Raw genomic sequence first — 23,337 nt, forward strand, 5'->3', positions numbered from 1 at the left:
TGCGCGGGTCGATCGGTGCCCGGCTGTGGAGAACCCCTGGTTGCGGGGACCCATCCTCCGGCTGCGGCCCGGTCAGGCCGGTCCCGGTGCTATGGGGTTTCGGGCCGTTCCGGGCCGGGCACCGACGGCGGGGTGTGCGCGCTTGGTGCACCTTGCGCCTGCGCCGCGGCCGTGCGGCGGCGTGCATCGCGGCGCGGGGCCTCGTTGCGGGTCTTCGGCTCCGGTTTGGGCCTGGGTTCGGGCTTCGGCTTCGGTGCCGGCTTGGGCTTCGGTTCGGGGCGTGCAGGACCCGGCGCTGCCGGTTCCTTGCCCCCGGCAATCGCGACGGCCAGCACGCCGGCGCCGGTGTGGGCGCCGAGCACCGCGGGCACCGGGATGGCCAGGACCTCGAATGCGGAGGCTCCGGCCAGTTCCTGCACGATTTCCTCGGCGGCTTCCTGGTTGCCGAAATAGTGCACCGCCAAGCGGACCTCCGGACCGCGTTCGGCGGCCTCCTGCCGGGCGATGGCCACCAGGCGGGCCAGCGTGCGCGAATGGGTGCGGACCTTTTCGTGGGCGATGATGTGGCCGTCGCACACCGACAGGATCGGCTTGACGTTCAGCAGCGTGCCCAGCACCGAGGCCAGGGCCCCGATCCGCCCGCCGCGGCGCAGCTGCTCCAGCGATGGCACGGCAAAGTACACGTGGTTTTCCGCGGCCCTTTCGGCCACGGCCCGCAATTCCTCCAGGGGCGCGCCGGTCGCGGCCAGCTCCACCACGTCCATGACGGCAAATCCCTCGGCCAGTGCCACGGTGAGCGAATCGACGACGGTGACGGGAACCGGGGAGGACCCGGCGGCCAGACGTGCGGCCTCCACCGTCCCGGAAAGCGCGCCGGAGAGGTGGATGGAGATGATTTCCTTCACCCCGGCCGCGGCGAGCTCCTGGTAGGCGCGCAGCATCTGCCCCGGCGCCGGGCGCGAGGTGCGCACCGCCTTGCCCATGGCCAGGCCCAGGGCGAGCTCGGTGGGCACGTCGTCGGTGCCCTCGGAGAAGATCTGGTCATCGACCATCACCGGCATGGGCACCACGCGCAGGAACCGCGAGTGCTGCCCCACCCAGGTCTCGGGCAGCGCGGCGGCCGAATCGGTCACCACGCCCACGGGCAGCACCACCGCGTGGGGGGCCCTGCCCTGCGCCGGGGCGCCGGTGCGTTGCCTCCGGCCCCGCAGCCGGCCCATCCAACCGCCGGGGCCCGGGGGCCGCGGCGGTTGGTGGGCGGGCTGCGATTGGTCCATGGAAGAAGGCTACCTTGCGGCGGTCTAGGAGGCCGGAACCACGTTGACCAGCTTCGGCGCGCGCACGATCACCTTGGCTACCGCCGCACCGTCGAGGTAGCGCACCACGGCTTCGTCGGCCATGGCCAGGGCCTCGAGTTCCTCGGCGGTGATGTCCACCGAAACCTCCAGCCGGGCCCGGACCTTGCCCTTGATCTGCACCACGGCGGTGATGGTGTCCTCGACCAGCAGCGCCTCGTCCACGGCGGGCCATCCGGCGTTGGCGACCGAGGGCTCGTGCCCCAGGGCCGCCCACATGTCTTCGGCCGTGTACGGGGCGAAGAGCGAGAGGATGACCGCGACGGCTTCCGCGGCCTCGCGGACCGCCGGGTCCGACGCGCCGGCACCGGAGTCGATGGCCTTGCGGGTCGCGTTGACCAGCTCCATGGTCTTGGCGATCACGACGTTGAACTTGCCGGTGTCCAGCATGCCGGAGGCCTCGTGCACCGCCTTGTGGGTGACCGAGCGCAGCGCCTTGTCACCGGTGGCCGGGTCGGTCCCCGGTGCGCTGGCAACATCCTGGGCCACGCGCCAGGCACGGGCCAGGAACTTCTGCGAACCCGAAGGGGAGACATCGGCCCAGTCCACGTCGTCCTCCGGCGGGGAGGCAAAGATCATGGTCAGGCGCACGGCGTCCACGCCGTACTTGTCCAGCTGCTCGCCCAGGTCCACGCCGTTGCCCAGCGACTTGCTCATGGCCTTGCCGCCGTTGAGCACCTGGCCCTGGTTCAGCAGCGCGCTGAAGGGTTCGGTCACGTCGATCAGGCCCAGGTCGAAGATGACCTTGGTGAAGAAGCGCGAGTAGAGCAGGTGCAGGATCGCGTGCTCGACGCCTCCGACGTACTGCCCGACCGGCATCCAGTCGCGCACCGCCTGCGGGTCGAAGGGACCCTCGGTGTAGTTCGGGGAGACGAAGCGCAGGAAGTACCAGGAGGAGTCCACGAAGGTGTCCATGGTGTCGGTGTCGCGCTTGGCGTCGGTCCCACACTTCGGGCACGGCACGTTGACCCAGTCCTCGGCGGCGGCCAGCGGGGAAGTGCCCTTGGGGGCCAGGTCCTCGCCGCGCAGGTCATCGGGCAGCCGCACCGGCAGCTGGTCGTCCGGGACCGGGACCTCGCCGCAGTGCCCGCAGTGGATGATCGGGATCGGGGTGCCCCAGAAGCGCTGGCGGGAAAGCAGCCAGTCGCGCAGGCGGAAGTTCACGAACTTCTCTCCGGTGCCGGCTGCCTCGACGATCTCGATGGCGCGGGCAATGCCCTCGGCCTTCGGCAGCCCGTCCAGCTCGCCGGAGTTCACCAGGGTGCCTTCGCCGGCGGTGGCAATGCCGGTTTCGGCCGGATCCTCGGCGCCGGTGTCAACGACCACGCGCACCGGCAGGTCGAAGGTACGGGCGAAGTCCAGGTCGCGCTGGTCGTGGGCGGGCACGGCCATGATCGCGCCGGTGCCGTATTCGGCCAGCACGTAGTCCGCGGCCCAGACCGGCAGTTTTTCCCCGTTGAGCGGGTTGATGGCGTAGCGGCCGGTGAACACGCCGGTCTTCTCGCGCTCGGTGGCCTGGCGTTCGATCTCGGAAAGGGCCTTGACCTTGTCCTGGTACTCCTCCAGCGCCTGGCGGTGCTCTTCGGTGACCAGCTCGTTGGCCAGTTCCGCATCGGCGGCGACCACGAAGAAGGTGGCGCCGTGCAGGGTGTCCGGGCGCGTGGTGAAGACCGTGGTCTTGTGTGCTTCCCGGGTGTCGGTGGCCTCGACGATGAAGTCCACGTGCGCGCCCTCGGAGCGGCCGATCCAGTTCTTCTGCATGGCCAGCACGCGCTCGGGCCAGTGCCCGTGCAGCGCGTCCATGTCATCGAGCAGGCGGTCGGCGTAGTCGGTGATCTTGAAGTACCACTGGTTCAGCGATTTCTTGGTCACCGGGGTGCCGCAGCGTTCGCAGGCGCCGTTGACCACCTGCTCGTTGGCCAGCACGGTCTGGTCCTTCGGGCACCAGTTCACCGGGTGGTTCTTGCGGTAGGCCAGGCCCTTTTCGTAGAAACGGGTGAACAGCCACTGGGTCCAGCGATAGTACTCCGGGTCGGAAGTGTGGATGCGGCGTTCCCAGTCGGCGGAGATCGCGTAGCGCTTGAAGCTGGCGGCCTGGGTGTCGATGTTCGCGTAGGTCCACTCCGAGGGGTGGGCGTTGCGCTTGATCGCGGCGTTCTCGGCCGGCAGCCCGAAGGAGTCCCAGCCGATCGGGTGCATGACGTCGTAGCCCAGCTGGCGCCAGTAGCGGGCGACCACGTCTCCCATGGCGAAGGCCTCGGCGTGGCCCATGTGCAGGTCGCCGGAGGGGTACGGGAACATGTCCAACACGTAGCGGCGCTCGGCACTGCCGTCGTCCTTGGGCGTGAAGACCCCTAGTTCGTCCCACACCGGAGCCCATTTGGCTTCCATGTCCTGGAAGCTGTAGGCCGCTGCGGTGGAATCGTTGTCCGCGGTATCGGTGCCGGTGGGCTGAGTGCTCACTATCGTGTTTCGCCTTCTTTTGTCGTGCGCCTGTGGGGGAACGTCTCTTGGCCAGCTGAGCCGAGTGGGTGTGCCTGGCGCAAATGCCCGTGACACACAAAAGCCCCTTGGCAATCAAGGGGCGGCCGTACGGGGAGTATCCCGTACGGCTAGGTTAGCAAGAGCGCAACGTTCATGTGTTCAATTCTACCGCACGAACCGTGCGGGGTGCTGGTTCGTGTCCATCGCCACGCGTCGCCCGCTTCCCCGCTGCCTCCCGCCGGGTACGTCGCTCGTCGGCAGGTGCGCCCCGGTGCGTTTGGCTCCCGGGTGCCGGACGCCGTCCCAGCCAGGCGATCGCGCCCAGCACTCCGAGCACGCCGAGCACCGCATGGGTCGCCGCCGATGTCGCCCCGGGCCACAGCACCCGCAGGTGGAACGGCGGATAGGTCCCGCAGGTGGGATCGGGCCGGACCGATTGGCACACGTCGTTGGTCCCGAAAAGCACGACGCAGGCAGACAGGACCACGGCCGCCACCACCGCACCGATCCCCGGATGCGTCGTGGACCGCACATGCCTCACGGCGGCCCAGCCGGCCAGGGCCACGGTCGGCGCGATGGCGGCGCCAAACTCCCGGGCACTGCGTGGCAATATCACGCTGGCCGGCATCCCTGCCGGATCCAGCCTGATGCCCGCATGCCTTGCCCGCCTGTCCGCGCGGCTTCCGGCCCCGGAGCGGCGGAAGCGTGGATGGGCCCGAACGCCGAAGAAAGCGGGCCGAAGTTCCTTCCACCCTGGTCAACGGTGCAGCGCACGGGGCGTTGTGGCCCACATCGTCATGCAGGTGGGACGTTGTGCAGCTCAGAAGCTGCGGCACAAGCCCGAGTGGTTTCACTGCCCACGAGGGCTCCTAGCGCACGTCCTCGTCGACCCAGTCGAAGGTGCGGGTCACCGCCTTTTTCCACAGGCGCATCTGTCGCTCGCGTTCGGCCGGCTCCATGGCAGGTTCCCAGCGCTTGTCCTCGGACCAGTTGGCCTCGAGCTCGCCGAGGTCCTTCCAGAACCCCACGGCCAGCCCGGCGGCGTAGGCCGCGCCCAGCGCCGTGGTCTCGGTGACCGTCGGGCGGATGACCGGGACCCCGAGCAGGTCGGCCTGGAACTGCATGAGTGCATCGTTGGCCACCATCCCCCCGTCGACCTTCAGCTCGGTCAGCGGAACCGCCGCGTCCGCGTTGACGGCGTCGAGCACCTCGCGGACCTGGAACGCCGTGGCCTCGAGCGCCGCGCGGGCGATGTGGTGTTTGTTGGCAAAGCGGGTCAGCCCGACGATGGCCCCGCGGGCCTCGGCGCGCCAGTACGGGGCGAAGAGCCCGGAGAAGGCCGGGACGATGTACACCCCGCCGTTGTCCGGCACGCCGGCGGCCAGGGTTTCGACCTCGGCGGCGGTGGAGATCATGCCGATGTTGTCGCGCAGCCACTGGACCAGGGATCCGGCCACGGCGATCGATCCCTCCAACGCGTAGACCGGGTCCGCGTCACCAAGCTTGTAGCCCAGGGTGGTCAGCAGCCCGTTGTTGGAGCGGACGATTTCCTCGCCGGTGTTGAAGATCAGGAAGCAGCCGGTGCCGTAGGTGTTTTTCGCATCCCCGGCGCCGAAGGCCGCCTGCCCGAAGGTTGCTGCCTGCTGGTCGCCCAGGATCCCGGCGACCGGCACCTCGCGCAAGAGCTGCGAGGAGGCCACCTTTCCGTAGACCTCCGAGGAGGACTTGATGGCCGGCAGCATCGAGGCGGGCACCCCGAAGTCCGCGAGGATCGCCTCGTCCCAGGCCAGGGTCGCCAGGTCCATGAACATGGTGCGCGAGGCGTTGGTGACGTCGGTGATGTGCACCCCGCCGTCGGTCCCGCCGGTGAGGTTCCAGGTGACCCACGAGTCGGTGTTGCCGAAGAGCAGGTCCCCGGCCTCGGCGCGTTCGCGCGCCCCGGCGACGTTGTCCAGGATCCACTTGACCTTCGTGCCGGAGAAGTAGGGGGCCAGCGGCAGCCCGGTGCGTTCCTTGTACCGCTCCGTCCCGCCGTCGGCGGCCAGCGCCTGGACGATGTCCTGGGTGCGGGTGTCCTGCCAGGTGATCGCGTTGTAGACCGGTTCGCCGGTGTGCCGGTCCCACACCACGGTGGTTTCGCGCTGGTTGGTGATCCCCACCGCCGCGATGTCGTGCCGGGTCAGGTTCCCCCCGGCCAGTGCGACGGCGATGACCTCCCGCACGTTCCGCCAGATCTCATGCGCGTCGTGCTCGACCCAGCCGGGGTGCGGGAATATCTGCGCGTGCTCCAGTTGCCCGGTGGAGGCAACGGTGCCCGCATGGTCAAAGACAATGGCGCGGGAACTGGTGGTTCCCTGGTCGATCGCAATGACGTACTGGTTCATGGCGGTGCCTTTCAGCGGCGGATGGGGGCGGTTCGGCGGTGTGCCGGGAGCAGCGGCGGGATCCAGGGGACGGGGTCGGCCCGGCGGGGCCGGGACGGGCGCGGAACCAACGCCGTTGGGCCGCCGACCCGGCGCGGAATCCTACGCGTTGGACAGCGCCGGGCGTGCCCCGTGGTCCTCGGTGAGCACGCGGCGGCACTCGGCGACCTGCGCGGCGGCCTGGCCCTGGTCCCAGCCAAGCACCGGGGCCAGCGCCTCGGCGACCTGTTCGAGCAATTCTTGGGTGACCAGTCCGCGGAAGGCCAGCGAGGTGCGCCGGATGAACACGTCGGCCAGCGATCCCAGGTGTTCATGGGTGCCCAGGTAGGCAAGCTCGGCCGCGGAAAGTTCGTCGCTGGCCGGCAGCGTCGGGTCGTCGGGCCCGATGAATTCCAGGACGGTGTCGGCGCGGGTGCCGTAGCGTTCCAGCAGCATCTCGAGCCGGCGGCGTCCGGCCAGCGCGGAGCGGGCGGCGAACCAGGCCTCGAGCGCGGCGGGGGTGCCGGGGTAGTTCCGCCCGCCCCCGATGGGCAAATTCCGGGTGGTGGGCCCCGGTGCCACGCCGAGCTCGGCCAGCACCTTCTTGCCCAGGGTCTCGCCCAGGGCGCGGAACGTCGTCCACTTCCCGCCGACCAGCGAGAGCATCGCGGTGTCGCCGGGCAGCTGTGTGCGTTCGATGCGGTAGTCGCGGGAGACGAAGCCGGGGGCGGTGTCGTCGTGGCGCGGCAGCGGGCGCACGCCGGAGAACCTGTAGACGATGTCTTCCTCGCGCACCTCGATGGACGGGAAGACGTGCCGGACCAGGTCGAAGAAGTATGCCGCCTCCGCGTCGGTGCAGCGTGCCGGGACGTCCATGTCCGCGTCGATGTCGGTGGTGCCCACCAGCACCCGATCCCCCAGCGGGTAGATCAGCACGATCCGCCCGTCGGAGTGCTCGAAGAAGATCTCCCGGCCGCCGCAGGCCTCGAGCAGGCCCCGGTGGTCAAGCACGATGTGGCTGCCCTTGGTCCCGCCCATGAAGTGGCTGGGCACCCCGATGGCCTCGTTGGTCAGATCCACCCAGGCACCGGTCGCGTTGACCAGCACGTCGGCGTCGAAGTCGAATTCCTCACCGGTGAGCTCGTCGCGCAGCCGTGCACCGTCGACACCGAACCCGGCCAGCGAGACGTAGTTGCTGGCCCGCACGTGCGGGTTGGCTTCCAGCCCGTCGCGCAGCACGTCCAGGGTGAGGCGCTCGGGGTTGTGCACCGAGGCGTCGAAGTAGGTGGCCGTGTACTTCACGTCCCCGCGCAGCAGCGGCAGCTGCGCCAGCGAGGCCTTGGCCCCGCGGAACTTGTGCCACGGGGTGTTGCGCCCCACGGCCCCGGCAAAGACGTCGTAGAGCACCAGCCCGGCCTTGATCAGCACCGCACCGCGCTCGGTGGCGGTGGAGCTGCGGTGGGTGAGGAAGCGCATGGGAGCCGAGAGGATCCCGGAGAAGGTGGAGAAGATCGGGATGGTGGTGCGCAGCGGCTTGACGTAGTGCGGGGCGATCTCCAGCAGCCGGTTGCGTTCCTGCACGGACTCGTGGACCAGGCGGAACTCGCCGTTTTCCAGGTAGCGGATGCCGCCGTGGATCATGTGCGAGGAGGCGCCCGAGGCGCCCTGGCAGTAATCTCCATGTTCCACCAGCGCCACGTCGACCCCCTGCATGGCCAGGTAGCGGAAGGTCGCCACGCCGTTGATGCCCCCGCCGACAATGAGGACCTTGGCGCCGGGCCGGGCGCGCAGCGCGGCCAATTCGGATCGGTGGGACGCTGTGGCTGCCACGATGGGGCCATCCTTCGGTGTTGCAGTGGGCGTAAAGCGTGCTTCACATGGTCTTCTCGACATTACCGGGGCGCGGGTGCCGGTGCCTAGTCCACGGGGTGAAGCGTAAGCGAATCGTTGCCGAACCCCGGCCGAACCGCGGTGGAACCCAAGCCGCGCAGCCGCGGGTGCCGCGGCCCGGGATAGGCTTGGAACATGCCCCTTTCCCCGCCGCAAACCCCTCGCCGCGCCCTGAAGAGCATCCACCATGTGCATGGTTCGGAGGTGTCGTGCTGGAGCTACCCGGCACCGGCGTCCTGCCGCGGTGTCATCCTGGCGGTGCACGGCTTCCGCGGCGACCACCACGGTCTGGCGCGGATCATCGAGCAACTGCCGGACTACACCATCATCGTTCCGGATTTGCCCGGATTCGGCTCTTCGACCCCGTTTTCAGGCGTGTCGGCCCACGGCGCGCCGAACGGTGCCCCGGAGTTCCCGGCAAGCACCGGGCCGCGCCACGACGTGGCCGGCTACGGCGAGGTCATCGGCGCGCTGCGCGGGGAACTGGGGCTGGGCCCGGCGACCATCTTGCTGGGCCACTCCTTCGGCACCGTCGTCGCCGCCTCCTACCTGGCCCGGCACCCGGGAAGCTTCGGGCAGCTGGTGCTGGTCAACCCGATCTGCGAACCGGCGCTCGAGGGCAGCCAGGCACTGATGTCCCGCGCCGCGGGCGCCTACTACGCCGCCGGCGCACGCCTGCCGGCCACTCTCGGAGAAGCGTTGCTGCGCTCGCGGCTGGTCACCGACGCGATGTCCCTGGCCATGCTCAAGTCCACGGACCGGGCGACGCGGGCCTACGTCCTTGACCAGCACCGGCGCTATTTCTCCGGGTTCACCTCGCGCTCCACCCTGCGCGAGGCCTACGCGGCCTCGATCACCGCCACGGTGCGCGAGGTGGCAGCCCGGATCAACGAGCCGACGCTGCTGGTGGTCGGAGAGCAGGACGAGCTCGGCTCGGTGCCCGCCCAGCGTTCCCTGGCCCGCACCTTCCCGCGCGCAACCATGCGGGTGATCGGGGACGTCGGTCACCTGATCCACTACGAAAAGGCGCCCGAGGCCGCTGCACTGATCGAGGAGTTTTTGGGCGCCAGGCACCCGTGGGTGCCGCGCGGCATGCCGCGCACGCTCTACCCGGGCGACGGGCGAAGGAACGGGCCGAGGCAGCCGGATCGGTCAACCGAGAGAACCCGGACGAGCTAAAGGATCCCGTCCGGGTCGATGCGGATGGCCACGACCGGCTCCTTGGCTGCGCTGAAGGTGGCACGCAGCGCACGCAGCGCCGCGGTCACTGCCGGTCCCTGGGCGTAGGAGAAGAACAGCAGCCAGCGGTGCTCGCCCTCCCCCAGCAGCACCGGCCCGTGCCGGCGCACCTCGTCGCCCAGCACCAGGGCGTCCATGAACTTGTCGGCGGTTCCCGCCGGACCCTTGACCATGGCGGTGCGAACCGCCGGGGGCAGTCCCAGGGTGCGCCGCTCATCGAGCTCCGCCTGCGCATAGGCAGCCGCGTCAAAGCGCACCAGCGCACGCATGGGCTCGGTCGGGTCCCCGGCCACCACCACGGTGCCGCCGCCCGGGTGCCCCTCGGTGGCATCCCTGCCGCGGGCCAGGTGCGCGGCGCCCATCCAGCGGTTGAGCACCTCCTCCCCGGTGCGCAGCCCCTCGCGGGCCAGCATCCGGTCCCCGTCCAGCAGCAGCACCGCCGCGTACCCGTTGGCGGCCACCGGCTCGGCGCCCGGGGTCGCGACCACCAGCGCCGGGGCATCGGGCACCGCGTGCAGCGGCTTGGCCCCGGTCGCTGCAACCACCTTGATGCCCGGGAAGGCCCGGCCAAGTTCCTCGGCGGTGCGGTCCGCCCCGATCGACGCGGCGCGCAGGCGCATGAATCCGCACTCCCCGCAGCTCCAGTCGTGGGCCACCAGGCCGCACCAGCCGCAGGCCGGGGCCCCGCGGGCATCGCCCAGCGCCAGCGGGCCGTTGCAGGCGGTGCAGCGGGCAGGGGTGCGGCAGCGTTCGCAGCGCAGCGCCGGCATGAACCCGGTGCGGGCAACCTGCACCAGCACCGGCCCGCGGGCCAGCGCGGCCTTGGCCTCGCGCCAGGCGGCGGCCGGGAGCCGGGCGGCATGCAGCAGCGGGTCGCGTTCGGCCTCGAACTCGTCCGAGGCGGCAATGACCCGCGGCGCGTGGGCGCGCAAGAGCTTCCGGTCGGCTTCCAGTTCGTGGGCCCAGCCGCTGCGCACCAGCCGCTGGGCCTCGGCGCTGCGCCCGGGTGCAGCCAGCAGCAACCCGGCGTTCTCGATGCCGCAGCGCAGCAGCAGCACCTCGCGGGCGTGGTGGTAGGGGGCGCGCGGCTCGGCGTGCGAATTGTCCGCGTCGTCCCAGATGATCGCCAGGCCCAGGTCCTTCACCGGGGCGAAGGCGGCGTTGCGGGTTCCGACGACCAGCCGTGCGGACCCACGGGCCACACGCAGGAAGTTCCGGTAGCGCGGGGTCGCCCCGTCCTCGGCGGTCAGCCGCGCGTACGCCTCGGGGCCCAGTCGCTCATCGAGTGTGGCGCAGAGCCTGGCCATGTCACGGGCGTCGGGGACGACGATGAGCACCCCGCGCCCGGAGGCCAGCACCAGTTCGGAAGCCTCGAGCAGCAGTGCGGGCCAGTCCCCGGGGCGGTTGGGCACCGCGGAGAGCACGGCCCGCGGGGATCCTCCGGTGCGCAGCATCCGGGCGTAGTCGGCCCCGCCGTGGTACTCGGACAACAGCGGGGCCGGCGAGCCACCAGCTGGTTCGCCGGCCGGGCTTTTCCCGGCCGGGTCAATCACGGCGGGAGCATCAACGGCCGGACCGGCCGCGGGCGGTTCGTCCGCCCGAATCCCATCCCCGGCATCGGTTTTCTCGGTTTCCGCCCTGGCCATGCGGGCCGGGACGGCCGAGCGCAGCACGTCCCACACCCCGCCGGCGTACCGTTCGGCCACGGCGCGGGCCGCGGCCAGCACCTCGGCGGAGAGCACCACCTCCGGGGACACGACCGCGCGCAGCGGCTGCAGCTTGATCCCGGGCTCGGAGTGCTCGAGGCGTTCGACGAGGAATCCGGCAAGTTCCTGCCCGCCGAAGCGCACCTTCACCCTGACCCCGGGCCGCGCGGCCGCATCGAGTTCGGCCGGGACCAGGTAGTCGAAGGGCCTGTCCAGGTGCGGGAGGGCCGAATCGATCACCACCCGGGCGATCGGAAGCGTGCTTGCCATGTGCGGGATCCCGGGCAGCGGCGCGGACAGGTCGAAGCCGGCCAGCAGCGAGGGCTGCAGCGACTGGTCCACGCACCCCACCTCCCGTTCCTAGGCCTTGAGAATCACACTACCGCCGACACCCCGGCTGACGGGGAGCGGCTTAAGAACGCATCGGGTGCCGCAACGCCTCGCGGGCGCGGCACCCGATGCCCGGCGGATGTCCCGGCCGGTGAACGGTGCTAGGCGTTGAAGTACGCCTTCAGCGCGTCGACGCGGTCCAGGTTCTCCCAGGTGAAGTCCGTATCCTCGCGGCCGAAGTGGCCGTGCGCGGCGGTCTTCTGGTAGATCGGGCGCAACAGGTCAAGGTCCTCGATGATGCCCAGCGGGCGCAGGTCGAAGACCTCGTTGATGGCAGCGGTGATCTTCGCCGGGTCCACGGTCTCGGTGCCGAAGGTCTCCACGTACAGGCCCACCGGTCGGGCGACGCCGATGGCGTAGGCGACCTGGACCTCGACGCGGCGCGCCAGGCCGGCGGCAACCACGTTCTTGGCGACCCAGCGCATGGCGTAGGCGGCCGAGCGGTCGACCTTGGAGGGGTCCTTGCCGGAGAACGCGCCGCCGCCGTGGCGTGCGAAGCCGCCGTAGGTGTCGACAATGATCTTGCGTCCGGTCAGCCCGGCATCCCCGACCGGTCCGCCGATGATGAACGGTCCCGACGGGTTCAGGATGATGCGGGTCTTGGAGGTGTCCAGCCCGGTGCCCTCGAGCACCGGGGTGACGACCTCGGCCAGCAGGCCGTCCTTGAGGTCCTCCAGGGAGAACTCGGCGGCGTGCTGCGACGAGACCACGATGGTCTCCACGGAGACCGGGGTGTCCCCGTCGTAGCCGACCGTCACCTGGGTCTTGCCGTCCGGGCGCAACAGCGACAGCGTGCCGTCCTTGCGGACGGCGGTGAGTCGCTCGGAGAGCCGGTGCGCCAGGTGGATCGGGGTGGGCATCAGCGTTGCCGTCTCGTCGGACGCGTAGCCGAACATCAGCCCCTGGTCGCCGGCGCCCTGCGCGTCGCGCGGGTCCACGGCGGTGCCCTCGCGGACCTCCAGGGAATTGAAGACGCCGTCGGAGATTTCCTGGGACTGCTGCCCGATGGACACCGAGACGCCGCAGCGTGCCCCGTCGAAGCCGTTGGCCGAGGAGTCGTAGCCGATGTCCAGGATGGTGCGGCGCACGATCTCCGGGATCTCGACGTACCCGTCGGTGGTGACCTCGCCGGCCACGTGCACCAAACCGGTGGTGGTCAGGGTCTCCACGGCGACCCTGGAGTTGGGGTCCTGGGCCAACATGGCATCGAGGATGGCATCGGAGATCTGGTCACAGATCTTGTCCGGATGGCCCTCCGTAACCGATTCGGAGGTGAAGAGGCGTAGCTGCGGGGATTCTAAAGTCACCCAGCCACTCTACCGGTAACCGGGCCCCGGGTCGGATTCGCGGTTCCGCCCCGTCACATGCCTGCTTTCGAGTGCCCGCATGACGGATTGCGGCGCATTGCGACGCAATCCACCGGCACATGACGGGCACCGGGTGCGCGAAGGACCGCAGCCGTCCCCCGGCGACCGGCTACCGGTCTCCGTTGCCCGCCCCCAGCGCGCCGGCCACGGCCTCGATGACCGAGGAGGCGACCTGGTCCTTGGATCCGGAGGCGTGCACGGGCTCCGCGCCGTCGGCGAAGAGGATGGTCACGGTGTTTTCGTCGGTCCCGAAGGTCAGGTTCTCCCCCACCTCGTTGACGACCAGCATTTCGCAGCCCTTGCGTGCCAGCTTGGCGGCACCGTATTCCAGCACGCTGGATTCGGCGTCGCCGGTTTCGGCGGCAAATCCCACGACCAGCGCCGGGAGCTCCCCGGAGTTTCCTTCCGCGGCGCGCTGCGCAATGAGCATGGCCAGGATGTCGGGATTGCGCACCAGGGTGATCACCGGGTCGGCGTGGTCGTCGGACTTCTTGATCTTCGCTTCCACGTATTCGGCGGGCCGGAAGTCGGCGACCGCGGCGCTCATGATCAGCACGTCGGCCCCGCGTGCGGCCTCGGTGACAGCCCCCTGCAGCTGCCGCGCGGTGGAGGCGGTGCTCAGCTCCACGCCCTCGGGGGCGGGCAGGTCCATGTGGGCGGCGATGAACCGGACGGTGGCCCCCGCCGCGAGTGCGGCCTTGGCCAGGGCGATGCCCTGCCGGCCCGAGGACCTGTTGCCGAGGTAGCGCACCGGGTCCAGCGGTTCGCGGGTGCCTCCGGCGGAAATCGCAATGACCCTCCCGGCCAGCGGACGGGGCCCGGCGGTTCGCGGGGCGGCGCCTGCCACCGGCGTGTCGGACCCCGACGCGCCCGACGGTGCCGCATCCGCCAGGTAGCGGGCGACGGCGGCGAAGATCTCCTCGGGGTCCGGAAGCCGCCCGGCGCCGGAGTCCTTGCCGGTGAGCCTGCCCACGGCAGGTTCGATGATGTGCACGCCGCGGGAACGCAGCGTCGCGACGTTGGCGACCGTGGCGGGGTGCTCCCACATCTCGGTGTGCATCGCCGGGGCCATGACCACCGGGGCACCGGTGGCCAGCAGCGTGCCGGTGAGCAGGTCGTTGGCCATCCCGGCCGCGGCGCGGGCCAACACGTCGGCGGTGGCAGGGGCGATGACGACCAGGTCGGCCTCCTGGCCCAGCCGCACGTGGTTGACGGTGTCCACCGCCTCGAACACCGCGGTGTGCACCGGGTTGCCGCTCAGCGCCTCCCAGGTGGCGGCGCCGACGAACTGAAGCGACGCGACGGTGGGGATGACATCGACGTGATGTCCTGCCTCTTTAAACAGCCGTAGCAGCAAAGCTGCCTTGTAGGCGGCGATCCCTGCGGATACACCTAGGACAATGCGCTTCACTGCTACCACCGATGCCTAGTGCGCGGCGCCGGGCCCGGCCCGCCCGGTGAGGGGTCGGGGGTTGGGTTGCGCCGGCGCCTACGCGTCGTAAATCGTTTGTGTCCGAGTGCTACTCGGCGACTTCCTCGATCTTCGTGACGCTGAGCAGGCCCTCGTTGATTTCACGCAGGGCGATGGACAGCGGCTTCTCGTTCAGGCGGGTGTCGACCAGCGGGCCGACGTACTCGAACAGGCCCTCGTGCAGCTGGGCGTAGTACGCGTTGATCTGGCGTGCGCGCTTGGCGGAGTTGATCACCAGTGCGTACTTCGAATCGGTGGTGGTCAGCAGCGAGTCGATGGACGGGCTGATGATGCCTTCAAGGTTCGTGTTCACGAAGCCTCCAAATAACTAGTTGGTGGATCAAGACAATACGTACTGCACCCGCCGTTCCCCGGGCGCCGGGCGGCGCCAAGGGGTCAACGGGTCTGACACAAAAGTTTTTAGCGTGCGTGCGGGGTCAACCCCATGAGGGTCACCAGCTCGTCAGCAGCCCGCGAAATCTCGTCGTTGACGATGGTCACGTCAAATTCGGATTCGGCAGCAAGTTCCAGTTTAGCGGTTTCCAGCCGGCGCTGCTGCTCCTCGGGCGTTTCCGTGCCGCGGCCCACAAGCCGGCGCACCAATTCGTCCCAGCTGGGAGGAGCCAGGAACACGAATTTCGCCTCCGGCAGGTTGGCCTTCACCTGGCGTGCGCCCTGCAGGTCGATCTCCAGCAGCACCCGCTTCCCCGCGGCCACCGCCTCCTCGACCTTGGTGCGGATGGTCCCGTAGCTGTTCTGCCCGTGCACGACGGCCCATTCGAGCATTTCGCCGTTTTCGACCAGTTTGCCGAACTTTTCGGGCCCGACAAAGAAGTAGTGCACCCCGTCGACTTCGCCGGGGCGCGGGTTGCGCGTGGTGGCGGACACCGAGAGCCACACCTGGGGGTAGTTGTCGCGAATGTAGGTCGAGATCGTTCCCTTACCTACGGCCGTGGGACCGGCGAGGACTGTGACCGTTGGGTGGGGGCTAACCGTCATGGTGTGCTTCGTTACTCTTTCGATTTGGGGGGCGATTGCTGGAAATGGTCCACCAATGCGATGCGCTGTTTGCGCCCCAGCCCGCGCAGGCGTCGGCTGGGTGAAATACCTAGTCTATCGATAAGCGTGTGGGCCCGGATCTCGCCGACACCCGGAACGGACTCCAGCAGGTCCATGACCCGCAGCCGGCCGATGGCCTCGTCGTCGGGTACCAGCTCCAGCAGGTCGGTGATGCTCAGCTTGCCGGCGCCGAATTGGTTCTTGATCTCGGCCCGTCGCGTGCGTGCCGCCAACGCCTTTGCCCGTGCGCGAATACGGTCCTCGTCTGAGAGTTCTCGCAGTACCATGCCTCTTGCCGCCAATCCATCCATAGGGTCAAGCACCAGGGCAAACAGCCCTGAACTGAAGATAACCAATCGAGCGCCCCGATGCAATGGTTAATCGCGCTGTGGCTACCACAAATGCGTTAACAACGGGAAAATTCGGGTCATTGGGCGCAAAGCGGCGCCAGGGGTGTAACCAAGATCATCCCGGGATTCGCGCTCCGCGTCCGATCCCGGCCCCACATGCACCGATGCGTGGGGGCCGGAGGCCCGGCACGGATCGCGCACGGCGGGGCCCGACAGGCTCCCGGACGCGGGCTTTTCCGGGACAACGATGCCCCCGGCGCGGCCCCTTTGGGGACGCGCCGGGGGCATCGAACCAAGCCGGGTGCCGGTCCGTCGGGAAATCGTGCCTAGAGCAGCGAATCCCTGGTTGCTGCGGCGGCAGCACGCAGGGCGTCGGCGTCGGGGCCGGCCTTGAGCACGTCGCGGCTCGAGGTGCCCAGCACCTGTGGCCAGAAGGCACCGAACGACGCCTTCATGTCCGCCCCGGTGGCACCCTGGGCGCCCAGGCCCGGGGCCAGGATGGGTGCGGCGGAGGCGGCCAGGTCGATGCCCAGCTCCTGAAGCGCGTCGCCCACGGTGGCGCCGATGACCAGGCCGGTGGAACCGAACGGGGTTGCCCCGTCGTTTTCCGCGCCCACGGCACCGATGATGCCCTTGGCCACCGAAGCGGCGCCACCGACATGCTGCACGGTCTTGCCTTCCGGGTTGGAGGTCAAACCCAGCACGAACACTCCGCGGCCGGTGGCCGCCGCGAGGTCCAGGGCCGGGCGCAGCGACTCGTAGCCCAGGTACGGGCTCAGCGTCACCGCGTCGGCGGCCAGCGGGCTGCCCTCCCCCAGCCAGGCCTCCGCGTACGCGGCCATGGTGGAGCCGATGTCCCCGCGCTTGGCGTCGGCGATCGACAGGACGTGCCCGGCGGCGCACAGCGCCAGGGTTTCCTCCAGCACCGCCAGTCCGCGCGATCCGTGGCGCTCGTACAGGGCGACCTGCGGCTTCAGGGCCGCGACGTGCCCGGCCAGGGCCTCGACGACCGTGAGGGAGAAGCTGCGCAGCCCCGCCACGTTGTCGTCCAGGCCCCAGGCGGCAAGCAGGGACGGGTGCGGGTCGATGCCCACGCACAGCGGACCGTGCGCGGCCATGGCTGCGGCCAGACGCTGCCCGAAGGCGGTGCGCCCTGCCGCCGCGGCCGCCCGCGCTTCGGGGCTAGGCATTGGCGCCGTCCTTGGCCGCGGCGGCTGCCGCGTCGGCCTCGGCGATGCCGGCGGCCTGCAGGGTCTTGGCGTGCTCCTGCAGCGAGGTCACCGACCATTCGAAGTGGCGCATCGCGTCGATGGCCTGGATCGCTGCACCGAACTCGGCGACGGTGGTGATGATCGGGGTGCCCACGGAGACCGCGGCGGCGCGGATCTCGTAGCCGTCCCCGCGCGAGTCGCCGCCCGAGGGGGTGTTCAGGATCAGGCTGATCTCCCCGTCGGTGATCAGGTCGACGATGTTGGATTCGCCCTCGACCTGTCCCTCGCGGACCTTGCGGACCACGGTGGAGGGGATGCCGTTGCGGCGCAGCACCTCGGCGGTGCCGCCGGTGGAGACGATCTCGAATCCGATGTCGGCCAGGTGCTTGACCGGGATCACAATCGAGCGCTTGTCGCGGTTGGCGACCGAGACGAAGACCTTGCCCTTGGTCGGCAGCGGCGAGTTCGCCGCGGCCTGGGACTTGGCGAAGGCGGTGTCGAAGTACTTGTCGATGCCCATGACCTCACCGGTGGAGCGCATTTCCGGGCCGAGCAGCGAGTCGACGACCTTGCCCTCCGGGGTGCGGAAACGGGCGAAGGGAAGCACGGCTTCCTTTACCGAAACCGGTGCGCCCTCGGGCAGGTTGGCCCCGTCGCCGGTTTCCGGCAGCAGGTGGTGCACGGAGCGCAGGTGGGCGATGGACACGCCGACCCCGATCATCGCCGCGGCCTTGGCCAGCTGCACGCCGGTGGCCTTGGAGGTGAAGGGCACGGTGCGCGAGGCGCGCGGGTTGGCCTCGATCACGTAGAGCACGTCGGAGGCCAGCGCGAACTGGATGTTGATCAGGCCGCGCACGCCCACGCCCTCGGCGATGGCGCGGGTTGCGGCGACCACGCGGTCGCGCACGTCCTGGCCCAGGGTGATGGGGGGAAGCACGCAGGCGGAGTCGCCGGAGTGGATGCCGGCCTCTTCGATGTGCTCCATGATGCCGCCGACGTACAGGTCGGTGCCGTCGAACAGCGCGTCGACGTCGATCTCGATGGCGTCCTCGAGGAACCGGTCAACGAGCACCGGGTGGTCGGCCGTGATCTCGGTGGCGTTGGCGATGTAGCGGGACAGGTTTGCCTCGTCGTACACGATCTCCATGCCGCGGCCGCCGAGCACGTAGGAGGGACGCACCAGGACCGGGTAGCCGATCTCGTCGGCGATCTTCTTGGCCTCGTCGAAGGACACCGCGGTGCCGTTCTTCGGGGCGATCAGCCCGCCGGCATCCAGCACGCGCTGGAAGGCGCCGCGGTGTTCGGCCAGGTCGATGGCCTCCGGGGAAGTGCCCAGGATCGGCACGCCGGCATCGGCGAGTTCCTGCGCAAGCTTCAGCGGGGTCTGCCCGCCCAGCTGCACGAACACGCCGAGCACCCCTCCGGTTGACTCCTCCGCGTGGATGACCTCCAGCACGTCCTCGAGCGTCAGCGGCTCGAAGTACAGGCGGGTGGAGACGTCGTAGTCGGTGGAGACGGTTTCCGGGTTGCAGTTCACCATCACGGTCTCGTACCCGGCCTTGCGCAGCGCCATGGTGGCGTGCACGCAGGAGTAGTCGAACTCGATGCCCTGGCCGATGCGGTTCGGGCCCGAACCCAGGATGATGACGCTCGGCTTTTCGTGCAGCGCGACCTCGGTCTCCTCGTCGTAGCAGGAGTAGTGGTACGGGGTGAAGGCCTCGAACTCGGCGGCGCAGGTATCCACGGTCTTGAAGACCGGGCGGATGCCCAACGCGTGGCGGATCCCGCGGACCACTGCCTCGGTCTTGAAAGTGAGCTTGGCGATCTGCGCATCGGAGAAGCCGTGGCGCTTGGCCTCGCGCAGCACGTCCTCGTTCAAATCCGGGTTGGAGCGGATCATCGCGGCGGTCTCGTTGATCAGCACCAGCTGGTCCAGGTACCACGGGTCGATGGCGGTCTTCTCGAAGACCTGCTCGATGCTCGCGCCGCCCAGCAGGGCGCGCTGCACGTTGTACAGGCGGTCCGTGGAGCCCTTGACCGAGTCCTCGAGCAGCTGCTCGATCTCGAAGTCCATCGGCTTGTTGAACTCGATTTCGGACCCCTTTTGCTCCAGGGAGCGCAGGGCCTTCTGCAGGGCCTCGGTGAAGTTGCGGCCGATGGCCATGGCCTCGCCGACCGACTTCATGGTGGTGGTCAAGGTGGCATCGGCGGCCGGGAACTTCTCGAACGCGAAGCGCGGGACCTTGACCACGACGTAGTCAAGGGCCGGCTCGAAGGCCGCGGGGGTCTTGAGCGTGATGTCGTTGGGGATCTCGTCCAGCGTGTAGCCCAGCGAGAGCTTGGTGGCGATCTTCGCGATGGCGAATCCGGTGGCCTTGGAGGCCAGCGCGGAGGAACGCGAGACGCGCGGGTTCATCTCGATGACCACGATGCGCCCGGTGGACGGCTCGATGGCGAACTGGATGTTGCAGCCGCCGGTGTCCACGCCGACCTCGCGGATCACGGCGATGGAGATGTCGCGCAACTTCTGGTACTCGCGGTCGGTCAGCGTCATGGCCGGGGCCACGGTGATCGAATCCCCGGTGTGCACGCCCACCGGATCGAAGTTCTCGATGGAGCAGATGACCACGACGTTGTCGTTCTTGTCGCGCATCATTTCCAGCTCGTACTCCTTCCAGCCCAGGATCGACTCCTCCAGGAGCACCTCGGTGGTCGGCGAATACTGCAGGCCCTGGCCGGCGATGCGGCGCAGGTCCTCGGCGTTGTACGCCATGCCCGAGCCCAGGCCGCCCATGGTGAAGGACGGGCGCACGACGACGGGGTAGTTCAGGATCTCGACGGCGGCGAAGGCCTGCTCCATGGTGTGCACGATGACGGACTTGGCGGACTCGGCACCGCAGCGCTCCACGACGCCCTTGAACTTCTCGCGGTCCTCGCCGAGCTCGATGGCCTCGATGTTCGCGCCGATCAGCTCGACGTTGTACTTGGCCAGCACGCCGGCCTTGTCCAGCGCGATGGCGGTGTTCAACGCCGTCTGTCCGCCCAGGGTCGGCAGGATCGCGTCGGGGCGTTCCTTGGCGATGATCTTTTCCACGACCTCCGGGGTGATCGGCTCGACGTAGGTGGCGTCGGCGAACTCCGGGTCGGTCATGATGGTGGCGGGGTTGGAGTTGACCAGGATGACCCGCAGGCCCTCCTCCTTGAGCACCCGCAGCGCCTGGGTGCCGGAGTAGTCGAACTCGGCGGCCTGGCCAATGACGATCGGCCCGGAGCCGATGACCAGGACCGACTTGAGGTCTTCGCGCTTAGGCATTTACTTCTCTCCCTGGGTGGAATCTGCGGTGGTTGCTGCGGCGTTCTTGGCCGCCGCCATGTTGGTGATGAACCTGTCGAACAGGTGGGAGGCGTCGTGCGGACCGGAGGCGGCCTCGGGGTGGTACTGCACCGAGAAGGCAGGCAGGTCCAGGCAGTTCAGGCCCTCGACGACGGAATCGTTCAGCGAGATGTGGGAGACCTCGACGCGGCCGAAGCGTTCCAGCGGGGCGTTTGCCGCGCCCTCGCGCGGGGCGTCGACGGCGAAGCCGTGGTTCTGGCTGGTGATCTCCACCTTGCCGGTGGCCTTGTCCAGCACCGGCTGGTTGATGCCGCGGTGCCCGAAGCGCAGCTTGTAGGTGCCGTAGCCCAGGGCACGGCCCAGGATCTGGTTGCCGAAGCAGATGCCGAAGTACGGGATCTTCGCTTCGAGCACCTGGCGGACCAGCTCGACCTGCACGTTGGCGGTGGCGGGGTCGCCGGGGCCGTTGGAGAAGAACACGCCGTGGGCGCCGGTGGCGGTGACGTCCTCGAAGCTGGAGTCGTGCGGGAGCACGTGCACGCGCACCCCGCGCTCGGCGAAGCGCTGCGGGGTCATCATCTTGATGCCCAGGTCGATGGCCGCCACGGTGTACTTGACCTCGCCGGTGTAGCCGTGGTCCGCGGGCTCGACCGTGTAGGCCTCCTTGGTGGAGACCAGTTCGGAGAGGTTTGCGCCCTCCATGGACGGCTGCGCGTTGACGGCCGCCACCAGCTCCTCCACGGGGGCCTTTGCGGCCTCGCCGGAGAAGATGCCCGACTTCATGGCGCCGCGGTCGCGCAGGTGGCGGGTCAGCGCGCGGGTGTCGACCTGCTGGATGCCGACGATGCCGCCGGCAACCAGGTCTTCGTCGAGGGTGCGCTGGGCGCGCCAGTTCGAGGGGATGCGGGCGGCCTCGCGGACCACGTAGCCTGCGGCCCAGATGCGGGAGGATTCGGCGTCCTCGTCGTTGACCCCGGTGTTGCCGATGTGCGGGAAGGTCTGCACGATGATCTGGCGTGCGTAGGAGGGGTCGGTGAGGGTCTCCTGGTAGCCGGACATGCCGGTGGAGAAGACCGCTTCGCCCAATGCGGTTCCGATGGTGCCGTAGCTACGGCCGCGGAAAACCCGTCCGTCTTCGAGCACCAAGAGGGCTTGCTCGGTTCCCTGTACTGCTGTCACTGGTTTTCCTTTGTTTCGGCGGGTGGTTCTTCATTGTTGTCTGTTTCGGGACCGCCCGGCGCGGCGATGCGCGCGAGGATCCCGGGGAGTTCGGCGTGGTAGCGCGGGCGGAACCCGGTGTCCACGGCCTTGGTGCCCAGCATCCAGCTGATGACCAGCAGGCCGTCCTTCTCCACGAACTTCCCGGCCATGCCGCTGGAGCGGGACACCCCGGTGATGGAGGCGGCGGGGATGAACACGTCGGGGGCGCCGTGGCGGGCCAGCAGCACGCCCTCGGGGTGGATGGACATATCGGCGTTGGTGCGGATGCCCAGGTGGTGGGCGGCGATGCGGTCCAGCCAGTCCCCGGCGGTGGTGGTGCACACGTACACGCCCTGCGCCGGTTCCCCGATGAAGTCGCCCAGCTCCGGGTCCCCGTTGGCATCCAGCGGGATCTGCGGCGGCGCCGGCACGTCGGATTGCCGGCGCAGGCGGTTGCGCCAACCCAGCAGGATCAGCCCGGCGGCCAGCACGACGACCGCCAGGGTGATCAGGACCGCGCCGGTGTACTGGCCCATCTAGAAGGCCTCGGAGAGCCGCGGGGTGCCCAGCTTGCCGTCGCGCACCGTGGGGTGCCCGTGGAAGAACACGTGGGTGACCTTGCCCGGCAGTTCCAGTCCCTTGAACGGGGAGTTCCGGCCCTTGGTGGCCATCGCGTACGGGTCCACGACCCAGCGGGCCTCGGCATCCACCAGTGTGATGTTTGCCGGTTCGCCCACGGCCAGCTCGCGGCCCTGGTCGGTGAGCCGGCCAATGGCCGCCGGGGCGGTGGAGGTGATGCGGGCAAAGTCGGCCCAGGTGATCAGCCCGGTCTCGACCATGGTGTGCTGCACGACCGAGAGCGCGGTTTCCAGCCCGGTCATGCCCATGGCCGCCGCGGCCCATTCGCATTCCTTGGCCTCGGAGGGGTGCGGTGCGTGGTCGGTGCCGATGATGTCGATGGTGCCGTCTGCCAGTCCGGCACGCAGCGCCATCACGTCGGTCTCGGTGCGCAGCGGCGGGTTGACCTTGTAGACCGGGTCGTAGCTGGAGACCAGTTCGTCGGTCAGCAGCAGGTGGTGCGGGGTGACCTCGGCGGTGACGTTGACGCCGCGGGACTTGGCCCAGCGGATGATCTCCACACTCCCGGCGGTCGAGACGTGGCAGATGTGCAGGCGGGAGCCCACGTGTTCCGCCAAGAGCACGTCGCGGGCGATGATCGATTCCTCGGCGACCGCCGGCCAGCCGGCCAGTCCGAGCACCGCGGAGACCTCGCCCTCGTTCATCTGGGCGCCCTCGGTCAGGCGCGGTTCCTGGGCGTGCTGGGCGATGACGCCGTCGAACGCCTTCACGTACTCCAGGGCGCGGCGCATGACCAACGGGTCGAAGACGCAGATGCCGTCGTCGGAGAAGACCCGGACCTGTGCGCGGGAGTCGGCCATCGCGCCGATCTCGGACATCTGCTTGCCCTCAAGCCCGACGGTGACTGCGCCCACCGGGCGCACGTCGACCCAGCCCGAGCGCTTGCCCAGGGACCAGACCTGCTCGACGACCCCGGCGGTGTCCGCCACGGGGTTGGAGTTCGCCATGGCGTGCACGGCGGTAAACCCACCCAGGGCGGCGGCGCGGGTGCCGGTCTCCACGGTCTCGGCGTCCTCGCGGCCCGGTTCGCGCAGGTGGGTGTGCAAATCGACCATGCCCGGCAGGGCGATCTGCCCGGCGGCCTCGATCACGGTGGCGTTGGCGGCAGCCGGGTGCGTTGCGGCGTCGGCGCCCAGGGCGGCGATGGTGCCGTCGTGGACCAGGATGTCGGTTCCCTGGTTGCCCAGCGGCTTGGCGCCGCGGATCAGGTAGGTGGTGTTGGTGCTCATGAGGATTGACT

The 23,337-nt window shown here is 69.4% G+C and carries 17 protein-coding genes; 1 reads left to right on the forward strand and 16 read right to left on the reverse strand.

Annotation, left to right across the window (positions count from 1 at the left end; all coding sequences use genetic code 11):
- Positions 1–89 precede the first annotated feature (89 nt).
- From DQ353_RS08700 to DQ353_RS08720, 5 genes are all read right to left on the reverse strand, one after another.
- Entirely contained in the window at positions 90–1,277 is a 1,188-nt protein-coding gene (locus DQ353_RS08700) for a DegV family protein (protein WP_113762366.1), read from the reverse strand.
- Positions 1,278–1,301: 24 nt separating this feature from the next.
- Complete coding sequence (gene leuS, locus DQ353_RS08705) at positions 1,302–3,818, reverse strand: leucine--tRNA ligase (protein WP_286166692.1); 2,517 nt, start codon at positions 3,816–3,818, stop codon at positions 1,302–1,304.
- Between the two features lie 172 nt (positions 3,819–3,990).
- Positions 3,991–4,455, reverse strand: coding sequence for a hypothetical protein (locus tag DQ353_RS08710; RefSeq protein WP_146755225.1), 465 nt, complete (start codon positions 4,453–4,455; stop codon positions 3,991–3,993).
- A gap of 253 nt (positions 4,456–4,708) precedes the next feature.
- Positions 4,709–6,223 carry a glycerol kinase GlpK gene (gene glpK / locus DQ353_RS08715; protein ID WP_113762368.1) on the reverse strand — a complete coding sequence of 505 codons (1,515 nt, stop codon included), beginning with the start codon at positions 6,221–6,223 and terminating at the stop codon, positions 4,709–4,711.
- A 141-nt stretch (positions 6,224–6,364) separates the two neighbouring features.
- Positions 6,365–8,071: a glycerol-3-phosphate dehydrogenase/oxidase gene (locus DQ353_RS08720; RefSeq protein ID WP_286166693.1), complete on the reverse strand. Its 1,707-nt coding sequence runs from the start codon at positions 8,069–8,071 to the stop codon at positions 6,365–6,367.
- Between the two features lie 195 nt (positions 8,072–8,266).
- Between DQ353_RS08720 and DQ353_RS08725 the strand changes: the two genes are divergently transcribed.
- Positions 8,267–9,310, forward strand: coding sequence for an alpha/beta fold hydrolase (locus tag DQ353_RS08725; RefSeq protein WP_113762370.1), 1,044 nt, complete (start codon positions 8,267–8,269; stop codon positions 9,308–9,310).
- Here the strand turns inward: DQ353_RS08725 and DQ353_RS08730 are convergent.
- The 11 genes from DQ353_RS08730 to DQ353_RS08780 all read right to left on the reverse strand — a co-directional run bounded on the left by DQ353_RS08730 (position 9,307) and on the right by DQ353_RS08780 (position 23,326).
- Positions 9,307–11,418, reverse strand: a complete 2,112-nt coding sequence (locus tag DQ353_RS08730; protein WP_113762371.1) for a primosomal protein N' family DNA-binding protein — start codon at positions 11,416–11,418, stop codon at positions 9,307–9,309. The genes DQ353_RS08725 and DQ353_RS08730 overlap by 4 nt on opposite strands.
- Positions 11,419–11,567: 149 nt before the next feature.
- On the reverse strand, positions 11,568–12,773 hold the full coding sequence (gene metK / locus DQ353_RS08735) for a methionine adenosyltransferase (protein WP_113762372.1): 1,206 nt from the start codon (positions 12,771–12,773) through the stop codon (positions 11,568–11,570).
- Between the two features lie 169 nt (positions 12,774–12,942).
- On the reverse strand, positions 12,943–14,244 hold the full coding sequence (locus DQ353_RS08740) for a bifunctional phosphopantothenoylcysteine decarboxylase/phosphopantothenate synthase (protein ID WP_113762373.1): 1,302 nt from the start codon (positions 14,242–14,244) through the stop codon (positions 12,943–12,945).
- 109 nt (positions 14,245–14,353) lie between these two features.
- On the reverse strand, positions 14,354–14,617 hold the full coding sequence (gene rpoZ / locus DQ353_RS08745; protein WP_113762374.1) for a DNA-directed RNA polymerase subunit omega: 264 nt from the start codon (positions 14,615–14,617) through the stop codon (positions 14,354–14,356).
- Between the two features lie 107 nt (positions 14,618–14,724).
- Complete coding sequence (gmk, locus tag DQ353_RS08750) at positions 14,725–15,303, reverse strand: guanylate kinase (protein ID WP_113762375.1); 579 nt, start codon at positions 15,301–15,303, stop codon at positions 14,725–14,727.
- Between the two features lie 11 nt (positions 15,304–15,314).
- The gene (mihF, locus tag DQ353_RS08755; RefSeq protein ID WP_113762376.1) at positions 15,315–15,650 is read right to left on the reverse strand and encodes an integration host factor, actinobacterial type; all 336 of its coding nucleotides are present in this window, start codon (positions 15,648–15,650) and stop codon (positions 15,315–15,317) included.
- A gap of 389 nt (positions 15,651–16,039) precedes the next feature.
- A complete protein-coding gene (pyrF, locus tag DQ353_RS08760) occupies positions 16,040–16,903 on the reverse strand; it encodes an orotidine-5'-phosphate decarboxylase (RefSeq protein WP_113762377.1) in 864 nt (287 codons plus the stop codon).
- Positions 16,896–20,237: a carbamoyl-phosphate synthase large subunit gene (carB, locus tag DQ353_RS08765; RefSeq protein ID WP_113762378.1), complete on the reverse strand. Its 3,342-nt coding sequence runs from the start codon at positions 20,235–20,237 to the stop codon at positions 16,896–16,898. Before carB ends, pyrF begins: the two co-directional genes overlap by 8 nt.
- The gene (gene carA / locus DQ353_RS08770; RefSeq protein WP_113762379.1) at positions 20,238–21,437 is read right to left on the reverse strand and encodes a glutamine-hydrolyzing carbamoyl-phosphate synthase small subunit; all 1,200 of its coding nucleotides are present in this window, start codon (positions 21,435–21,437) and stop codon (positions 20,238–20,240) included.
- The gene (locus tag DQ353_RS08775) at positions 21,434–21,994 is read right to left on the reverse strand and encodes a PH-like domain-containing protein (protein WP_113762380.1); all 561 of its coding nucleotides are present in this window, start codon (positions 21,992–21,994) and stop codon (positions 21,434–21,436) included. Before DQ353_RS08775 ends, carA begins: the two co-directional genes overlap by 4 nt.
- A complete protein-coding gene (locus DQ353_RS08780; RefSeq protein ID WP_113762381.1) occupies positions 21,995–23,326 on the reverse strand; it encodes a dihydroorotase in 1,332 nt (443 codons plus the stop codon). It abuts the gene before it with no gap.
- Positions 23,327–23,337: the final 11 nt, after the last annotated feature.

The sequence above is a fragment of the Arthrobacter sp. AQ5-05 genome (genome assembly GCF_003287975.1).
In the GTDB taxonomy this organism is placed as follows: Bacteria; Actinomycetota; Actinomycetes; order Actinomycetales; family Micrococcaceae; genus Paeniglutamicibacter.

Coding starts and splice junctions, on each gene's coding strand:
- gmk (WP_113762375.1), bottom strand. CDS start 15,303: ATGACGGTTAGCCCCCACCCAACGGTCACAGTCCTCGCCGGTCCCACG.
- pyrF (WP_113762377.1), bottom strand. CDS start 16,903: ATGCCTAGCCCCGAAGCGCGGGCGGCCGCGGCGGCAGGGCGCACCGCC.
- glpK (WP_113762368.1), bottom strand. CDS start 6,223: ATGAACCAGTACGTCATTGCGATCGACCAGGGAACCACCAGTTCCCGC.
- DQ353_RS08780 (WP_113762381.1), bottom strand. CDS start 23,326: ATGAGCACCAACACCACCTACCTGATCCGCGGCGCCAAGCCGCTGGGC.
- carB (WP_113762378.1), bottom strand. CDS start 20,237: ATGCCTAAGCGCGAAGACCTCAAGTCGGTCCTGGTCATCGGCTCCGGG.
- mihF (WP_113762376.1), bottom strand. CDS start 15,650: ATGGTACTGCGAGAACTCTCAGACGAGGACCGTATTCGCGCACGGGCA.
- DQ353_RS08700 (WP_113762366.1), bottom strand. CDS start 1,277: ATGGACCAATCGCAGCCCGCCCACCAACCGCCGCGGCCCCCGGGCCCC.
- DQ353_RS08725 (WP_113762370.1), top strand. CDS start 8,267: ATGCCCCTTTCCCCGCCGCAAACCCCTCGCCGCGCCCTGAAGAGCATC.
- DQ353_RS08775 (WP_113762380.1), bottom strand. CDS start 21,994: ATGGGCCAGTACACCGGCGCGGTCCTGATCACCCTGGCGGTCGTCGTG.